This window comes from Vibrio sp. AND4 (assembly GCF_000171815.1).
Taxonomy (GTDB): domain Bacteria; phylum Pseudomonadota; class Gammaproteobacteria; order Enterobacterales; family Vibrionaceae; genus Vibrio.
In genome coordinates this window covers 48,468-64,782 of record NZ_ABGR01000014.1, presented here as the reverse complement: position 1 = coordinate 64,782, position 16,315 = coordinate 48,468, and the positions used below count along the sequence as shown (strand labels likewise).

At 47.0% G+C, this 16,315-nt stretch carries 15 protein-coding genes; 11 read left to right on the top strand and 4 right to left on the bottom strand.

Features of this window, described 5'->3' with window-relative positions; translation table 11 throughout:
• The 8 genes from lptA to mgtE form a co-directional block, all read left to right on the top strand.
• Positions 1–273: lipopolysaccharide transport periplasmic protein LptA (gene lptA / locus AND4_RS13705; RefSeq protein WP_009843576.1), on the top strand; the 273-nt coding region annotated here is incomplete at its 5' end.
• Position 274: 1 nt separating this feature from the next.
• Entirely contained in the window at positions 275–1,000 is a 726-nt protein-coding gene (gene lptB / locus AND4_RS13700; RefSeq protein WP_005432855.1) for an LPS export ABC transporter ATP-binding protein, read from the top strand.
• Between the two features lie 50 nt (positions 1,001–1,050).
• Positions 1,051–2,517, top strand: coding sequence for an RNA polymerase factor sigma-54 (locus AND4_RS13695; protein WP_009843575.1), 1,467 nt, complete (start codon positions 1,051–1,053; stop codon positions 2,515–2,517).
• 23 nt (positions 2,518–2,540) lie between these two features.
• Positions 2,541–2,828 carry a ribosome hibernation promoting factor gene (hpf, locus tag AND4_RS13690; protein WP_009843574.1) on the top strand — a complete coding sequence of 96 codons (288 nt, stop codon included), beginning with the start codon at positions 2,541–2,543 and terminating at the stop codon, positions 2,826–2,828.
• 2 nt (positions 2,829–2,830) lie between these two features.
• Positions 2,831–3,277 (top strand): PTS IIA-like nitrogen regulatory protein PtsN, encoded by a 447-nt coding sequence (gene ptsN / locus AND4_RS13685; RefSeq protein WP_009843573.1) that lies wholly within the window; start codon positions 2,831–2,833, stop codon positions 3,275–3,277.
• Positions 3,278–3,291: 14 nt separating this feature from the next.
• Positions 3,292–4,155, top strand: coding sequence for an RNase adapter RapZ (gene rapZ, locus AND4_RS13680; protein WP_009843572.1), 864 nt, complete (start codon positions 3,292–3,294; stop codon positions 4,153–4,155).
• Positions 4,156–4,157: 2 nt separating this feature from the next.
• Entirely contained in the window at positions 4,158–4,433 is a 276-nt protein-coding gene (locus AND4_RS13675; RefSeq protein ID WP_009843571.1) for an HPr family phosphocarrier protein, read from the top strand.
• Positions 4,434–4,588: 155 nt separating this feature from the next.
• Positions 4,589–5,944, top strand: a complete 1,356-nt coding sequence (gene mgtE, locus AND4_RS13670; RefSeq protein ID WP_009843570.1) for a magnesium transporter — start codon at positions 4,589–4,591, stop codon at positions 5,942–5,944.
• A gap of 84 nt (positions 5,945–6,028) precedes the next feature.
• Here mgtE and pmbA read toward each other — a convergent pair whose 3' ends face one another.
• Positions 6,029–7,372, bottom strand: coding sequence for a metalloprotease PmbA (gene pmbA, locus AND4_RS13665; protein ID WP_009843569.1), 1,344 nt, complete (start codon positions 7,370–7,372; stop codon positions 6,029–6,031).
• 110 nt (positions 7,373–7,482) lie between these two features.
• Between pmbA and yjgA the strand changes: the two genes are divergently transcribed.
• Positions 7,483–8,010, top strand: coding sequence for a ribosome biogenesis factor YjgA (gene yjgA / locus AND4_RS13660; protein WP_009843568.1), 528 nt, complete (start codon positions 7,483–7,485; stop codon positions 8,008–8,010).
• Positions 8,011–8,074: 64 nt separating this feature from the next.
• Here the strand turns inward: yjgA and AND4_RS13655 are convergent, their stop codons facing one another.
• Both AND4_RS13655 and rluA read right to left on the bottom strand, forming a co-directional pair.
• On the bottom strand, positions 8,075–9,037 hold the full coding sequence (locus tag AND4_RS13655; protein ID WP_009843567.1) for a D-2-hydroxyacid dehydrogenase: 963 nt from the start codon (positions 9,035–9,037) through the stop codon (positions 8,075–8,077).
• A gap of 32 nt (positions 9,038–9,069) precedes the next feature.
• The gene (gene rluA, locus AND4_RS13650) at positions 9,070–9,822 is read right to left on the bottom strand and encodes a bifunctional tRNA pseudouridine(32) synthase/23S rRNA pseudouridine(746) synthase RluA (protein ID WP_009843566.1); all 753 of its coding nucleotides are present in this window, start codon (positions 9,820–9,822) and stop codon (positions 9,070–9,072) included.
• Positions 9,823–10,058: 236 nt separating this feature from the next.
• Between rluA and AND4_RS13645 the strand changes: the two genes are divergently transcribed.
• A complete protein-coding gene (locus AND4_RS13645; RefSeq protein WP_009843565.1) occupies positions 10,059–11,324 on the top strand; it encodes a divalent metal cation transporter in 1,266 nt (421 codons plus the stop codon).
• 134 nt (positions 11,325–11,458) lie between these two features.
• On the opposite strand, the gene rapA is transcribed toward AND4_RS13645, so the two are convergent.
• Entirely contained in the window at positions 11,459–14,368 is a 2,910-nt protein-coding gene (rapA, locus tag AND4_RS13640; protein WP_009843564.1) for an RNA polymerase-associated protein RapA, read from the bottom strand.
• A gap of 532 nt (positions 14,369–14,900) precedes the next feature.
• On the opposite strand from rapA, the gene AND4_RS13635 reads away from it, so the two are divergent.
• Positions 14,901–16,277 carry a PhoH family protein gene (locus AND4_RS13635; RefSeq protein WP_009843562.1) on the top strand — a complete coding sequence of 459 codons (1,377 nt, stop codon included), beginning with the start codon at positions 14,901–14,903 and terminating at the stop codon, positions 16,275–16,277.
• The last annotated feature ends 38 nt before the right edge of the window (positions 16,278–16,315 follow it).

Below are 16,315 nucleotides of genomic sequence, written 5' to 3'. Positions count from 1 at the left end.
TCGATAAAACAGATCCAAGCGTTTGGTAAGCCAGCAACTTTCTCTCAGTTGACAGACGATGGTAAAACGTTAAGCGGGCAAGCAAAAGAGTTAGATTACCGTATCTCGACGGACGAGTTGACCATGAAGGGCCAAGCTCAGTTGAAGCAGGACGGCAATACTATCCAAAGCTCTTCTATCCGTTACCAAATTGGTCAACAGAAGCTGGTGGCTGACAGCTCAAACAATGAGCGCGTCACTACCATTTTGCAACCGAATCAGATCGAGAACTAATATGGCAGTCCTGAGTGCAAAAAACCTTGCCAAAAGCTACAAAAAGCGCAAGGTGGTAACCGATGTCAGCCTTGAGGTAGAGTCTGGCCAGATCGTTGGCCTACTGGGTCCCAATGGCGCCGGTAAGACGACTTCGTTCTACATGATTGTGGGCTTGGTCCCACGTGATGAGGGCACCATAACCATCGACAACCAAGACATCAGTATATTACCGATGCACAGTCGCTCTCGTTTAGGTATCGGCTATCTACCACAAGAAGCCTCCATCTTTCGTAAGCTATCCGTTGAGGACAACATCATGGCAGTCCTAGAGACGCGCCAAGAACTGACCCGTGAAGAACGCCAAGACAAACTGGAAGATTTATTGGAAGAATTCCATATCCAGCATATACGCACCAGTGCAGGCATGGCGCTATCAGGTGGGGAGCGCCGACGCGTAGAAATTGCGCGAGCACTCGCTGCTAATCCTCAGTTCATTTTGCTAGATGAACCATTCGCAGGTGTTGACCCTATTTCAGTTAACGACATCAAAAAAATCATTGAGCACTTGCGCGATCGCGGACTCGGTGTATTAATCACTGACCACAACGTACGTGAAACCTTGGACGTTTGTGAAAAAGCTTACATCGTAAGCCAAGGACACCTCATTGCGTCAGGAACTCCGGATGAAGTTCTCAATAACGAGCAAGTGAAACAAGTTTATCTCGGCGAGCAATTCCGTCTATGATTACATTAGGAACGGTAAGATTCTGAGCATTACAAGGTAAGTAACACTGAATGAAACCTTCATTACAACTCAAGCTAGGTCAACAGTTAGCCATGACGCCGCAGCTGCAGCAAGCGATTCGCCTGTTGCAACTGTCGACGCTCGATCTTCAACAAGAGATCCAAGAAGCGCTGGACTCCAACCCGCTTCTGGAAGTTGAGGAAGGTCACGAAGAACCTCAGAAAAACGATGAGGACAAATCAGCGTCTGAATCTGCTGATAGCAGTGCGAGCGAAGCTTCAGAGCCAGATCTTCCAGACAGCTCAGACTTGATTGAAAAATCCGAAATCAGCTCTGAGTTAGAAATAGACACCACTTGGGACGATGTTTACAGCGCAAATACCGGCAGTACAGGCATAGCGCTCGATGACGACATGCCTGTCTACCAAGGTGAGACGACTGAGTCGCTGCAAGATTATCTTATGTGGCAGTTAGACCTAACGCCTTTCAGCGATACCGACCGCACCATAGCTCTCGCGCTCATCGATGCCATCGACGACTATGGCTACTTAACCCTCTCTCCTGAAGAAATCCACGAGAGCTTCGACAACGAAGAAGTGGAGCTAGATGAAGTAGAAGCCGTACGTAAACGTATTCAGCAATTTGACCCACTTGGTGTCGCCTCCCGTAATTTACAAGAGTGTCTACTATTACAACTGGCGACTTTCCCAGAAGACACACCGTGGCTTGCCGAAGCAAAAATGGTGCTGAGCAATCATATCGACCAACTTGGTAATCGCGACTACAAGCTGGTGATTAAAGAGACTAAGCTTAAAGAAGCGGATTTACGTGCAGTCTTAAAATTAATTCAACAACTTGACCCACGCCCGGGCAGCCGTATCACACCTGATGACACAGAATACGTCATTCCAGATGTGTCCGTATTTAAAGATAACGGCAAATGGACAGTATCGATTAACCCTGACAGCATTCCGAAACTAAAAGTAAATCAGCAATATGCGCAACTAGGCAAAGGCAACAGTGCGGATAGCCAGTACATTCGCAGTAACTTGCAAGAGGCCAAATGGCTGATTAAGAGCCTAGAAAGCAGAAACGAGACGCTTCTCAAAGTTGCAAGATGCATTGTTGAACATCAACAAGAATTCTTCGAATATGGTGAAGAAGCAATGAAACCAATGGTACTGAACGACGTAGCGTTGGATGTAGACATGCATGAATCAACGATTTCACGTGTTACAACACAGAAGTTCATGCACACACCTCGTGGTATTTTTGAATTGAAGTACTTCTTCTCTAGCCATGTGAGTACAGACAATGGTGGAGAGTGTTCATCCACGGCAATTCGAGCACTCATCAAAAAGTTGGTCGCGGCGGAGAATACCGCGAAGCCACTGAGTGACAGCAAAATTGCTGCTCTTCTGGCTGACCAAGGGATTCAAGTCGCGAGACGTACGATAGCAAAATATCGTGAATCCTTGGGTATTGCCCCTTCGAGTCAGCGTAAACGCCTACTTTAGGCACCAATTGAAAAGGAAAGTCTATGCAAATCAATATTCAAGGCCATCACGTTGATCTTACCGATTCAATGCAAGAATATGTTGACTCTAAGTTTCAGAAGCTCGAGCGGTTCTTCGACCACATCAATCAAGTCCACGTCGTATTAAAAGTTGAAAAACTTAACCAAATAGCCGAAGCTACGCTCCACATCAATCAAGGCGAAATCCACGCGTCATCGAACGACGAAAGTATGTATGCAGCAATTGATTCGCTGGTGGATAAGTTAGTTCGTCAACTTAACAAGCACAAAGAAAAACTAAACAGTCATTAATCATGCAATTGAGCGAAATACTGTCACTGGACTGCACTAAAAGTGCGGTCCATTGTACAAGTAAGAAACGTGCCCTCGAAATGATCAGCCAAATTGTTGCTGAGAACACGGGCCAAGATTCTACAGAACTGTTTGAGTGTATGCTCAGCAGAGAAAAAATGGGGAGTACGGGTATCGGTAACGGTATTGCGATCCCTCACGCAAGAATGCAATCAAGTGATAAGGCCATCGCAGTGTTACTTCAGTGTAACGGTGGGATTGAATTTGACGCTATCGACAACCGACCTGTCGATCTTCTTTTTGCGCTCCTTGTACCTGAAGAACAGTGTAAAGAGCACCTCAAAACCTTGTCCTCTATGGCAGAGCGCCTGAGTGACAAGCAAGTGCTTAAGAGTTTGCGTAATGCTAAGAGTGACGAAGAGCTCTACGACATTATGATTCATAAGTAATTGAGGCAAACACCATGCGATTAATTGTTGTTAGCGGTCATTCTGGTGCCGGGAAGAGTGTTGCACTGCGCGTACTTGAGGATTTAGGTTACTACTGCGTAGACAACCTACCGGTAAATTTACTCGACGCGTTTGTTCAATCAGTCTCTGAGAGCAAACAAAACGTCGCGGTCAGTATCGATATTCGAAATATCCCTAAGAAACTCAACGAACTGAACACCACGCTAGAGCAGCTAAAAGCAGAGCTGGATGTGACAGTATTGTTCTTAGACGCGAATAAAGAAACACTTCTTACCCGCTACAGTGAAACGCGTCGAATTCATCCACTATCACTTGGCAGTCAGTCCTTGTCACTGGATCAGGCGATTGAGCTCGAACAAACGATCTTGATGCCCCTGAAAGAACATGCAGATCTGGTGCTCAACAGCAGCGGTCAATCTCTGCATGACCTCAGCGAAACTGTGCGCATGCGCGTTGAAGGTCGTGATCGCAAAGACTTGGTCATGGTGTTCGAGTCCTTTGGTTTCAAATATGGATTACCATCTGATGCCGATTATGTGTTCGATGTACGCTTCTTGCCCAATCCACACTGGGAGCCAGCACTGCGCCCACTTACTGGCCTCGATGGGCCGATCGGTGCTTTTCTAGAACAACATCAATCTGTACTTGACCTGAAATACCAAATTGAAAGTTTCATCGAAACATGGCTGCCAATGTTAGAGAAAAATAACCGTAGCTACCTGACTGTAGCGATTGGTTGTACCGGTGGTAAACACCGCTCGGTTTATCTCACTCAGAAAATTGGTGAATACTTTGCAAATAAAGGTCAGCAAGTACAAATTCGCCACACTTCATTAGAAAAAAGCGTCAAGGAATAACGGTGGAATTAAGTCGTAAGGTACTGATCCAAAACCGCTTAGGCTTACATGCCCGCGCAGCAGTTAAATTGGTCGAATTAGCACAAAGCTTCGATGCAGTGGTCACCATCGACAATGAGCAAGACAAAACGGCGACCGCTGACAGCGTCATGGGATTATTGATGCTGGAATCAGCTCAGGGACAATACGTCACGATCCACGCAACGGGGGACCAATCCGAGCAAGCCCTTGATGCGGTATGTCATTTGATTGAAGATAAGTTTGATGAAGGCGAGTAATTCACTCGCTTTTTTATTCGCTGTCGCCATCAGTTTCATCTCCAGCTTAAATACCGCTAAATAATTTTATCGACTTTCATAAGTTGTTATTAAAAGGCGCCTAGAATTAAGTTATTATTCAAGGCATTGTAAATATCAGGAATTGGGAGGAATGAATGGCAGAGCAAATAGAATTCGACCAAGCTCACCAAACCCTCCAAGAAGTCACAGAAGCGTTGGAAAACGGTCGCTTCGTCCATGTTCGTCGCCAGCTTCAGGACATGGAACCTGAGGATATCGCCCATCTTTTAGAAGCTTCACCGCGGAAAAGTCGTGAGGTTCTCTGGCAGCTTACTGACCCAGAAGACTACGGTGAGATTCTTGACGAGCTGAGCGAAGACGTTAAAGATAGCCTAGTGTCCAAGATGGCCCCTGAAGCGCTTGCTGAAGCGACAGAAGGCATGGACACCGATGATGTGGCTTACGTATTACGTAGCTTACCCGATGATGTTTCACGCTCCGTACTCTCCCAGATGGACAGTACGGAGCGCCAGCTCGTGGAAACCGCTCTATCCTACCCTGAGGATACCGCGGGTGGACTGATGAACACCGACGTAATCACCATCCGTGGTGACGTTGATGTGGATGTCGTTCTGCGCTACCTACGTATGAAAGGCGAACTGCCTGAAGCAACTGATGCACTGTATGTCATTGATGATGAGAATAAACTGATTGGTGAATTGCCAATTACAACACTGATCACCACGCAACCTGATGTCAAAGTCAGTGAAGTGATGGAAGATGCCGACGATGCGATTACCGTCGACACCAGTGATACTGACATCGCCAGTCTATTCGAACGTCGTAACTGGGTATCAGCTCCAGTTGTCGATGAAAATCAGCATCTTGTTGGTCGTATCACTATCGATGACGTGGTCGACGTAATCCGTGAAGACGCTGAACACTCAATGATGAGTATGGCGGGTATGGATGACGACGAAGATACCTTCGCCCCAGTGGTAAAGTCGGCTCGTAAGCGCAGTATTTGGCTTGGTGCTAACGTACTCGCTGCCTTGGCTGCCGCCTCAGTTTCAAATATGTTTGAAGCCACACTCGATCAGATGGCGGCAATTGCGGTCTTGATGACGATTGTACCTTCCATGGGTGGTGTCGCGGGTAACCAAACCGTAGCTCTTGTCATTCGGGGCTTAGCACTCGGTCATATCGGTGATTCAAACAAGCGTGAACTCTTAATGAAAGAGGCCGCTATCGGCCTGCTGAACGGTATCATGTGGGCATTGATCATCGGTGGTATTGTGGTTGCGTGGAAAGGCAACTGGATGCTTGGTGGAATTATCTCAGCGGCGATGTTGACCAACCTGCTTGTGGCTGGTGTAGCTGGGGTTAGCATTCCAATCCTACTCAAGAAAATGAACATCGATCCAGCCCTGGCTGGCGGTATGGCGCTGACGACAGTAACCGATGTGATTGGTCTATCAGTCTTCCTCGGCCTGGCGACCTTGATGATTTAATCCAACCAGAGAACGGCTTCTAACGAGCAACAAAAAAAAGCCTGATGAACACATCAGGCTTTTTTTATCTAGCGTTGAGCGGGCTTACTCTCCGGCCACTTTCATGGTATCCAACAAGATAGAACCCGTTTGGATTTGCGAACGCGTTTCTACATCACTGCCTACAGCCACAATTTGGTTGAACATATCTTTCAGATTGCCCGCAATGGTGATTTCGGACACTGGGTATTGGATTTCACCGTTCTCAACCCAAAAACCTGCTGCACCTCGAGAGTAATCACCCGTTACGATATTCACACCCTGCCCCATAGTTTCAGTCACCAGTAAGCCAGTGCCAAGCTCTCTCAACATTTGCTCGAAGTTTTGACCAGTCGACTTCACGTACCAGTTGTGGATACCACCAGCATGCCCCGTTGGGTCCATCTTCATCTTGCGAGCGGCATAGCTGGTCAACAAGTAAGTGGCGAGGACACCATCAGTGATGATTTCACGATCTTGCGTGTAAACACCCTCGCTATCAAATGGGCTTGAAGCCAATCCACGCAGTACGTGCGGACGTTCAGAAATGTTAAACCACTCAGGCAACACTGGCTTGCCCAAATGATCCACTAGGAAAGAAGAGTTGCGGTACAAGTTACCACCACTGATTGCCATCACTAGGTGACCTATCAAGCCTGTTGCTACGTCCGCAGCAAACATGACTGGGTATTTGCCCGTCTTGAGCTTTTGCGCATCAAGGCGGCTGATGGTTTTCTCTGCAGCGTTGCGACCAACGGTTTCTGGTGCCCAAAGTTCGTCTCGATGACGCGCAACGGTGTAGCAGTAATCACGCTCCATTTCGCCGTTTTGACCAACACCAATCACACAGCAGCTAGTACTGTGACGGCTGGATGCGTAGCTCGCTAACAAGCCATGGCTGTTACCATACACTTTTACGCCGTAGTGGCTATCGTAGCTCGCGCCATCGCTTTGCTTAATTGCATCACTGTAGCTAAGCGCTTCTTTTTCTGCAGCGATGGCAACCTGTGCGGCGTAGTCTGGATCAGGCGCATCTGGGTGAAAAAGATCTAAGTCAGGTATCTCTTTCACCATGTATTCTTTTGCTGCTGGGCCTGCAAATGGGTCTTCTGATGTGTATTGAGCAATGTCTAATGCTGCCAATACCGTTTGCTCGATAGCCGCTTCACTCAAGTCTGATGTGGAAGCACTGCCTTTGCGTTGACCACGGTAAACGGTAATACCCAATGCACCATCGCTATTAAATTCAACGTTTTCCACGTCACCCATGCGAGTAGAAACACTCAACCCCGTGCTCTTGGTGATGGCAACTTCAGCGGCATCAGACTTCGCCGCAGCGATTTCTAATGCACGAGAAACGGCTTGTTCTAGCTCGGTACGTTGCTCAGCAACCTGCTGTTTAATATCCATTGTCTTTCACATCATGTCTTCAATGCACAATAGAATAACAAGAATTTCGCTTTCTCCCCAAGAATCTTGTTAAAATAGTCATAATATTAATCAAAACACAGGCAACTGAAATGGCACGTAAGAATCAAAAAGCGCCATGGGAACCAGAAGAAGAAATTATCTGGGTAAGTAAATCCGAGATGAAGCGAGACATGGAAGAGCTGCAAAAGCTTGGTGAAGAGCTGGTTGGTCTTAAGCCATCAGCCCTAGAAAAGATTCCATTGAGTGAAGACCTACGCGAAGCAATCGCGGATGCACAACGCTTTAAAAACGAGGCTCGTCGTCGTCAGCTACAGCGTATCGGCAAGTTAATGCGTTACGAAGATCCAGAACCAATTCAAGCGGCACTGGACAAAATCCGTAACAAACACTCTCAGGCAACAGCGGCATTGCACAAACTTGAAGCACTGCGTGATCGCGTTGTGGAAGAGGGAGATAAGGCGATTGATGACGTAATAGCACTGTACCCAGATGCGGATCGTCAGCGTCTACGTCAACTTGCTCGACAAGCAGCAAAAGAGAAAAAAGCGGGGAAACCTGCAAAATCTTACCGTGAAATCTTCCAAGTCCTAAAAGCGCACGCAGAAGAAGGCATTTAACTCGACGCTCAAGAATACCAAAGCAGACCTTTGTGTCTGCTTTTTTCATGTCTATTTTCGGGCATTATGCTAAACGATTGAGGCTTTCTCCACGTGCAAAGGCATTCACATTCTCAATCAAGATTTCCGCCAAGCGTTGAATCGACGAATCACTGCCCCAAGCGACGTGTGGCGTTAACAGTAGATTTGGCAGATGAATATTGGCAACCAGCGGATTACTCTCATCAGCAGGCTCTTGAGTGAAAACATCCACCCCCGCAGCAGCAATTTCTCGTTGTTTTAATCCATCCACCAAAGCTTGTTCATCAACCAACCCACCCCGTCCAGTATTAATCAAAATCGATGTTGGCTTCATCCTTTTAAGCTCTGCTTCACCAATCAAGTTACGTGTTTCATCATGCAATGGGCAATGCAGTGTGATGGCGTCCGCCTGCTCTAGCACCTGATTAAAAGCGTGGTAGCCTTCTCGACACTCTGTGACGCCCTTACGTTCGGCAAACAACACATTCATCCCTAACGCTTTTGCTAATTGCGCCGTCGCCTGCCCTAATGCGCCGCTGCCAATCACACCCAATGTGCTGCCAGCAATATCACCAATCGGATGCGTAAAGAAACAGAACTGTTTATTGCGCTGCCACTCACCTGCTGCAATGTCTTGATGATAGCCAAACACATTACGACGCAAGGCAAACAGCATGGCGATAACATGCTCTGGCACAGAACGAGTCGCATAACCACGCACGTTCGCGACGGCAATATTCTGCTTCGTACAAAAGTTGACATCGACGTTATTAAAGCCCGTAGCCGCGATGGCAATCATCTTGAGTTTAGGGAGTTGGGTTAAAACGGCTTGGTCGAGCACCACCTTGTTACTGATCACGATATCCGCATCAGTAAGGCGCTCAACCACTTGCTCGGGAGAGGTCAGTTCGTATTCCATCCAATCATGAGCAAAAGATGGACGAGGTACCTGAATTTGGGCGGGGATGGTTGCACGATCGAGGAAGACGACTTTGGGCAGTGACATAACAACTCCTTGTTCACTACCTCAAGATGAATTTATGGACGCGGCAGTGTTTTGTAATCTGGTAATTTACGCTCTGGATCAAAATAGTCAAAGATCATTGCTTCCACTTCCGGATAAAAATCACAAGGAACAAAAAGGCGAGATAGCTGATGACTTTCTGGATGATAGAAGCTCAGTTCTGTAGCGTGCAATTCTAAACGTGTAGAGAAGGCTTGCGCTTCTTCGGTGGCGTAAAACTCATCACCGACAATCGGATGACCTAACGCTTGCATATGGACGCGCAGTTGGTGTGAGCGTCCCGTGATTGGTAACAAACGTACAATGGTCGTCTTCAAGCCATCGGCGTGTTCTTCTCGTTTCGCTACTTGGAATAACGTTTTAGAGGGTTTGCCATCTTCAAAACACACTTTTTGTAATGGACGATTAGGCCAATCACAAATAAGCGGAAGATCAACCTCTCCCTCTTCCTGAGCGACATGCCCCCAAACGCGTGCATAGTAGATTTTATGCGTCAATCGGTATTGAAACTGTTTCTTTAAAGCACTCTCTGCCAGCTTATTCTTCGCCAACACCATCAAACCAGAAGTCGACATATCTAAACGGTGCACTACTTGGATCTCTGGATATTCTTTCTCTAAGCGGCTCGACATGCTGTCATGATGCTCAGCAAGGCGTCCCGGCACTGACAACAAACCTGAAGGCTTATTCACAGCTAAGATCTGTTCGTCCTCAAAAACAATATCAATCCAAGGATCAGTGGGTGGGTTGTACTCAAGCATTGCCATCAGGGGACTCTCTACAGATTAAAGGCGCGCTGATTATACCCAAGTGACCTTAAGATGCATGTATAAAACACAGTAAATTTTATCGCGCATGAGGGGCAGCATAACTTTTTTAAGTAAAGCAATACACCAAGTCAGCTTCGCAAGAAATAATTAAAATTCAAGCTGTAAAATTAAATTGACAAGCATATTGAGCATGTTAGTAATAGTTAATCGCAGAAAAAAAGGACAATAAAAAAATGGAATCGACAGTACCAGAACAACCCCAATCAAAATTCTTTCAATTTATACGCTCATTGGGGCCAGGTATTCTTATGGCTTCTGCCGCAGTAGGTGGCTCTCACCTCGTTGCTTCAACGAAAGCTGGTGCGATTTATGGCTGGCAACTCGCTGCGCTTATCCTGCTGGTAAACTTTTTTAAATACCCATTTTTTCGGGCAGGCGTGCAATACACCATGGGCACAGGGAAAACACTGGTCGAGGGATACGCTGAGCTTGGCCGTCCATACTTGTGGTTATTTTTATTCCTTAGTACTGTCTCAGGGGTGATTAACGCAGCAGCATTGTTGATGTTTAGTGCCAGCTTGTTGGGGTACTTCATTCCATTTTCGCTATCAATGGCGTCACTCAGTATCATCGTATTGGTGACGTGTTTGGTGATCCTTTTTGCTGGTCATTACAAGGTGCTAGATACGCTCTCGAAAGTCATCATGACAGTGCTGACCGTGACAACATTAATCGCGGTGGCTGTTGCGTTTGGTAACCCTGTTGAGCCTGTGGCAGACTTTGAATCTCCGTCTCCGTGGTCGATTGCGGCAATCGGCTTTATCGTGGTAACCATAGGTTGGATGCCGGCACCAATCGAAATATCCTGCTTGACCTCTGCGTGGTTAAAGCGCCAAACCCGCCAACAAGAGGTCACCGCAAAATCTGCGTTGTTTGATTTCAACGTAGGTTATATCGGCACGGCGGTGCTGGCATTGGTGTTTGTTTCGCTAGGTGCGTTGATACTGCACGGTTCAGGTATTGAATTGAAAAGTTCAGGTGTGGGCTTCTCCCACCAGCTGGTCGGCTTGTATGCTTCAACCATTGGTGAGTGGTCACGCCATCTTATTGCAGTGATCGCCTTCTTATGTATCTTTGGCAGTACCATCACTGTGATTGACGGCTACTCACGTGTCATTTCAGACGCTCAACGCCTACTACGTTCACAACCAGAGACAAACCAGAAAGCGACATCAGCAATCATGCTAACCGTGTCGTTTTCAGCTTTAAGCATTGTGCTATTCTGGGCGTCAGCGCTGCTGCCCATGTTAGATTTTGCCATGGTATTGGCGTTTATAACGACACCATTCTTCGCGCTATTGAACTACATTCTAGTCAGTAAGACAGACCTACCTAAAGCATTGGCAATAGGCCGAAAATTAACTTGGTTATCGATTGCTGGTTTGGTGTACTTGTTCGGTTTCTTGGCGCTGTTTATTTGGTGGAAGTGGTTAATGTAACTGGCTGTTAGTCACTCTCTGAGCTTTAAAAGTAACTCAATAAGTAAGTGCCCAGAATTGGCGAAGCAAAAACGTTCAGATAAAGAAAAAGGTCTTCACTTGAAGACCTTTTTGGGGGGTATTTGTATCCTTGATTAGTTGTGGCTGACCACAATCAGACGAAGCGAATCCAGCTGAACCTGAGCTTGGTTGATGTAACCGGTTAGCTCTTTGATTTGTTCTTCAATCACGTCGATTTCTTCATCACGGATGTTCGGGTTGACCGCTTTGAGCGCTTGTAAACGCTCAAGTTCTGCATTTAAACTTTGTTGCATATCTTGATGCGCTTGCTGACGGACTTCTTCCACTTTCTGCTCAACTAATGCGTCACCCGCCTCGATGAGGCCATGAATATCTTTCTGTACCGACGTGACCAGCTTACTGCCTAGATGACGATTTACCGGGCTAAGCTGACGGTTGAAGCCTTCAAAGTCAACCTGAGAAGACAGATCGTTACCACGAGCATCCATCATCATTCGGATTGGCGTCTTAGGCAGGAAACGAGCAATTCCGCTGCGTTTTGGCGCTTGCGCATCTACTGCATACACCAATTCAAGCAAGATAGTGCCTACTGGCAGCGCTTTGTTCTTCAACAGAGAAACTGCTGACGCCCCAACCCCTTCACTCATCAGCAAATCGATACCACCTTGAATCATTGGGTGTTCCCAACTGATGAAGTGCATGTCTTCGCGAGACAGGGCTGTATCACGGTCAAACGTAATAGTCGCACCTTCATATGGCAAGCCCGGGTAGCTCGGTACCATCATGTGCTCAGATGGGGTCACCACAAGCGCATTCTCGCCTTTATCATCTTGGTTCAAGCCAATAGTGTCGAACAAAGACAATGCGAACGCGACTAGATTGGTGTCGCCATCCTTTGATGAGATTTTCTCAACGATTTGCTGTGCTTTTTCGCCGCCGTTTGAATGCATCTCCAGCAACCGGTCGCGACCTTGCTCAAGTTGTGACCGCAGCGCTTGGTTCATCTTCGCTGACTCTTCAATCACTTGATCAAGGTTTGAAACATCGCCAGATGCCAGCATTTCGATCAGAGCATCCGCGTATTTATCATAAACCGCGCGGCCTGTTGGACAGGTTTCAGCAAACGCGTTCAGACCTTCATCAAACCAACGTGCGAGGATCGCTTGTGACGTGTCTTTTAAGTACGGGACATGTATGTCGATATCACGCTGCTGACCAATACGATCAAGACGACCGATTCGTTGCTCAAGCAGGTCTGGGTTAAACGGCAGATCGAACATAACAAGCTGATTAGCAAACTGGAAGTTGCGACCTTCCGAACCGATTTCACTACAGATAAGCACCTGAGCACCGCCCTCTTCTTGCGCAAAGTAGGCTGCGGCTTTATCACGCTCAAGGATCGTCATACCTTCATGGAATACGGTAGCACGGATACCTTCACGCTCTCGCAATGCTTGTTCAAGTTGCAGAGCAGTACTGGCACGGGAAGCAATAACCAGCACTTTGTCACTGCGCTTCTCTTTGACTTTCTCGAGTAACCAGTTCACGCGTGAATCGAACTGCCACCAACTTGAATCCTCACCTTCAAACTCTTGGAAGATTTCCTCTGGGTAAAGGTTCTTCACCGCGCGCGCTTCTTGCGTCATTTTACCGCCAATCATGCCAGACACACGCATTGAGGTGGTGTACTGCTGCGGAATATCCATTGGCATTAAATGCACATTACGCTTCGGGAAGCCTTTGATTGCAGCACGCGTATTACGGAACAGTACTCGACCTGTACCGTGACGGTCCATCAGGTTATCGATCAGCTCTTGGCGGGCTAATGCTTTCGCTTCTTCATCGCTGTCGCTCTCGATGATGCGAAATAGCGGTTCAACGTCTTGCTCACAAAGCAGCTCTGTAATTTGGTTTTTCGCATCGTTAGGCAGTTTTTCACCAGAGAACAATGATGTGATGGCGTCAGCCACTGGTGCGTATTGCTCCTCCTCCTCAACAAATGCATCGTAATCGTAGAAGCGGTCTGGATCGAGAAGACGTAGACGAGCGAAGTGGCTTTCTCGCCCGAGCTGCTCTGGCGTTGCGGTTAGCAGTAACACACCCGCGGTGCGCTCTGCCAAGCCTTCAACCACTTGGTATTCGCGGCTTGGTTTATCTTGGCTCCACTCCAAGTGGTGTGCTTCATCGACAACCAATAGATCCCACTCGCCTTCTAGCGCTTGTTCAAAACGCTTACGGCTCTTGCGTAGGAAATCCAGTGAACATAACACATATTGCTGGGTATCGAATGGGTTTTCTGCTTCTGAGAATGCCTCGATACAGCGCTCTTCATCGAATATTGAGAAGTGAAGGTTGAAACGACGCATCATCTCCACCAACCATTGATGTTGCAATGTCTCTGGTACCACGATAAGAATACGCTCAGCACGGCCCGACAAGACTTGTTGGTGGATAATCATGCCCGCTTCGATGGTCTTACCCAGACCAACTTCATCCGCAAGCAATACGCGGGGTGCATAACGACGACCGACTTCGTGTGCAATATAGAGCTGGTGAGGAATTAAGCCCGCACGTATGCCACACAGACCACGCATTGGGCTCTTGTGTTGCTCAAATTGATTTTGTAGCGCACGGTAGCGGAGTACAAAGTTGTCCATGCGGTCGATTTGACCTGCATACAATTTATCTTGCGGCTTATTGAAGCGAATGTGGTTGCTAAGGAAGATCTCACGCAATACTATCGCCGTTTCCTGCGTGTCTTCGCGAGTACCGAAGTAGGTGTACAAGCCTTCATCTTCAAGTACTTCCTCAACTTTTAATGACCAACCTTCTTGGCAATCGATGACATCACCGACGTTGAACGTTACTCGGGTAACTGGCGCATCGCTACGTGCATAAACTCGGTTTTCCTCTGATGCTGCAAACATCAATGTCACTGTACGAGTATCCACTGCAACTACAGTACCTAAACCTAAATCGCTTTCCGTATCGCTAATCCAGCGCTGCCCCAAAGCAAATGTCATGAATTGACTACCTCTTTGTTGTTTCTTGTTGGTCTCTACCCACCCCGATGGGCATGGATAATAGTTTAGATCTGATTCTGGCTTCTGCTACACCAATCATGCTGGTCATGTCACCATGCTCTAAGCATTCTAGGCCAGCTTAACATGATAAATCGGGCATAGACTATCCGCAGAAAAAGGTCGCTAATCTTACTTGAAGCTGTGATTTAGGTCACGCCGAAACCGCTAAGAGGGCAAACTTTTTTCTTGAATTAGGAATGCAATCAAATTGTAAAAAACTCATGACAATTATTAAGTTGTAACAAGAAAAAATTACGTATACTTGTATTGAAGAGCACTTAAAGTCATCGCGCATGATTTGAGCGCATTAAGTACACGATTAGGATCAACACGGGTTTGCAGTAAGTTGTCTTGCTACTCGGTTGCACACTAGCCGACATTGCCCGACAACCTCTATTGCAAGCAATCAGAGTTAGGAAGTGACTACTTCTTAATGACCGCCAGCATAGCCGCACTGCGGCAAGGAGACGCTATGGGCGATACCGATCGGAAACTGTTTGTACTCGATACCAACATTCTTCTTCATGAACCCTTCGCCATTTTCTCTTTCCACGAACACGACGTCGTTATCCCAATGACTGTGTTGGAAGAGCTTGACCGAATCAAAGACAGCAAACGCGATGTAGCAAGGGATGCGCGCGTTGCGATTCGAGCTTTGGAAGACCTGTTTAGAGAGGCAACACCGGATGAAATCTCAGAAGGTATTCCGGTTTCTAAAGACAAACCCAACCAAGGCACTATTTCCATTTTGGCGGACTTTGAATTACAGGAAACCGTCAAAGCTTTCGCCGACAAAGCCGGTGATAACCGCATACTTAACGCGGTGCTTTATCTACAAAACAAGCGCTTACCACGTGAAGTTGTGCTTGTAACCAAAGACATCAACATGCGCTTGCGAGCCAAAGGGGCTGGCGTTCGTTTTGTTGAAGACTATCGTACCGATCAACTGATTGATGATATCCAATACCTCACTAAAGGTTTTCAACAACGTGAAGGCGATTTTTGGAGCGGTGTGGATGAAGTCGATAGCTATGCGCTGGAAGGGAAAACATTCCATAAACTCAGCCGTGAACCGTTCGAGCCAACCTTTATTAACCAATACGTAATTGATGAACAGAGTGACTTTGTCGGGCGAGTAGAGACCATTAGTGAAGACAAGTTGACGCTGCTCGATTTGAGTCGTGAGCGTATGATGCATCGTCGCGCTTGGGACATTACACCAAAAAATATCTACCAAGGCATGGCAATGGATGCCCTACTCGACCCAGATATTGATTTAGTTATTTTAACCGGTGCCGCTGGTAGTGGTAAGACACTGCTCGCCATGGCTGCAGCACTGGAACAAACCATTGAAAAAGGCATGTTTGATAAGATCATCGTAACGCGGAACACGCCAGATATCGGTGAGTCGATTGGTTTCTTACCCGGATCGGAAGAGGAAAAAATGATGCCATGGTTGGCAGCGGTGACTGATACCTTGGAAGCACTGCACAAAAATGACCACTGCACTGAGGGTTCGATGAAATACATCTGTGATAAAGCCAACATTCAGTTTAAATCGATTAACTTTATGCGTGGCCGTTCTATCCAGAATGCGTTTGTCTTGCTCGATGAGTGTCAAAACTTAACCGCTTCACAAATCAAAACCATCATCACCCGTTGTGGTGAAGGCACTAAAATTGTATGTTCCGGTAACTTGGCACAAATTGACTCCCATTACCTCACCCCAGTAACCTCGGGGTTAACTTACATGGTTGAACGCTTCAAAAACTTTGAGGGCAGCGCCAACATTCACCTCAACGGTGTGGTGCGCAGTCGCTTGGCTGAGTTTGCGGAAGAGAACCTATAGCCAATCATCGCACGCTAAAAACAAAAGAGCGCTCAATG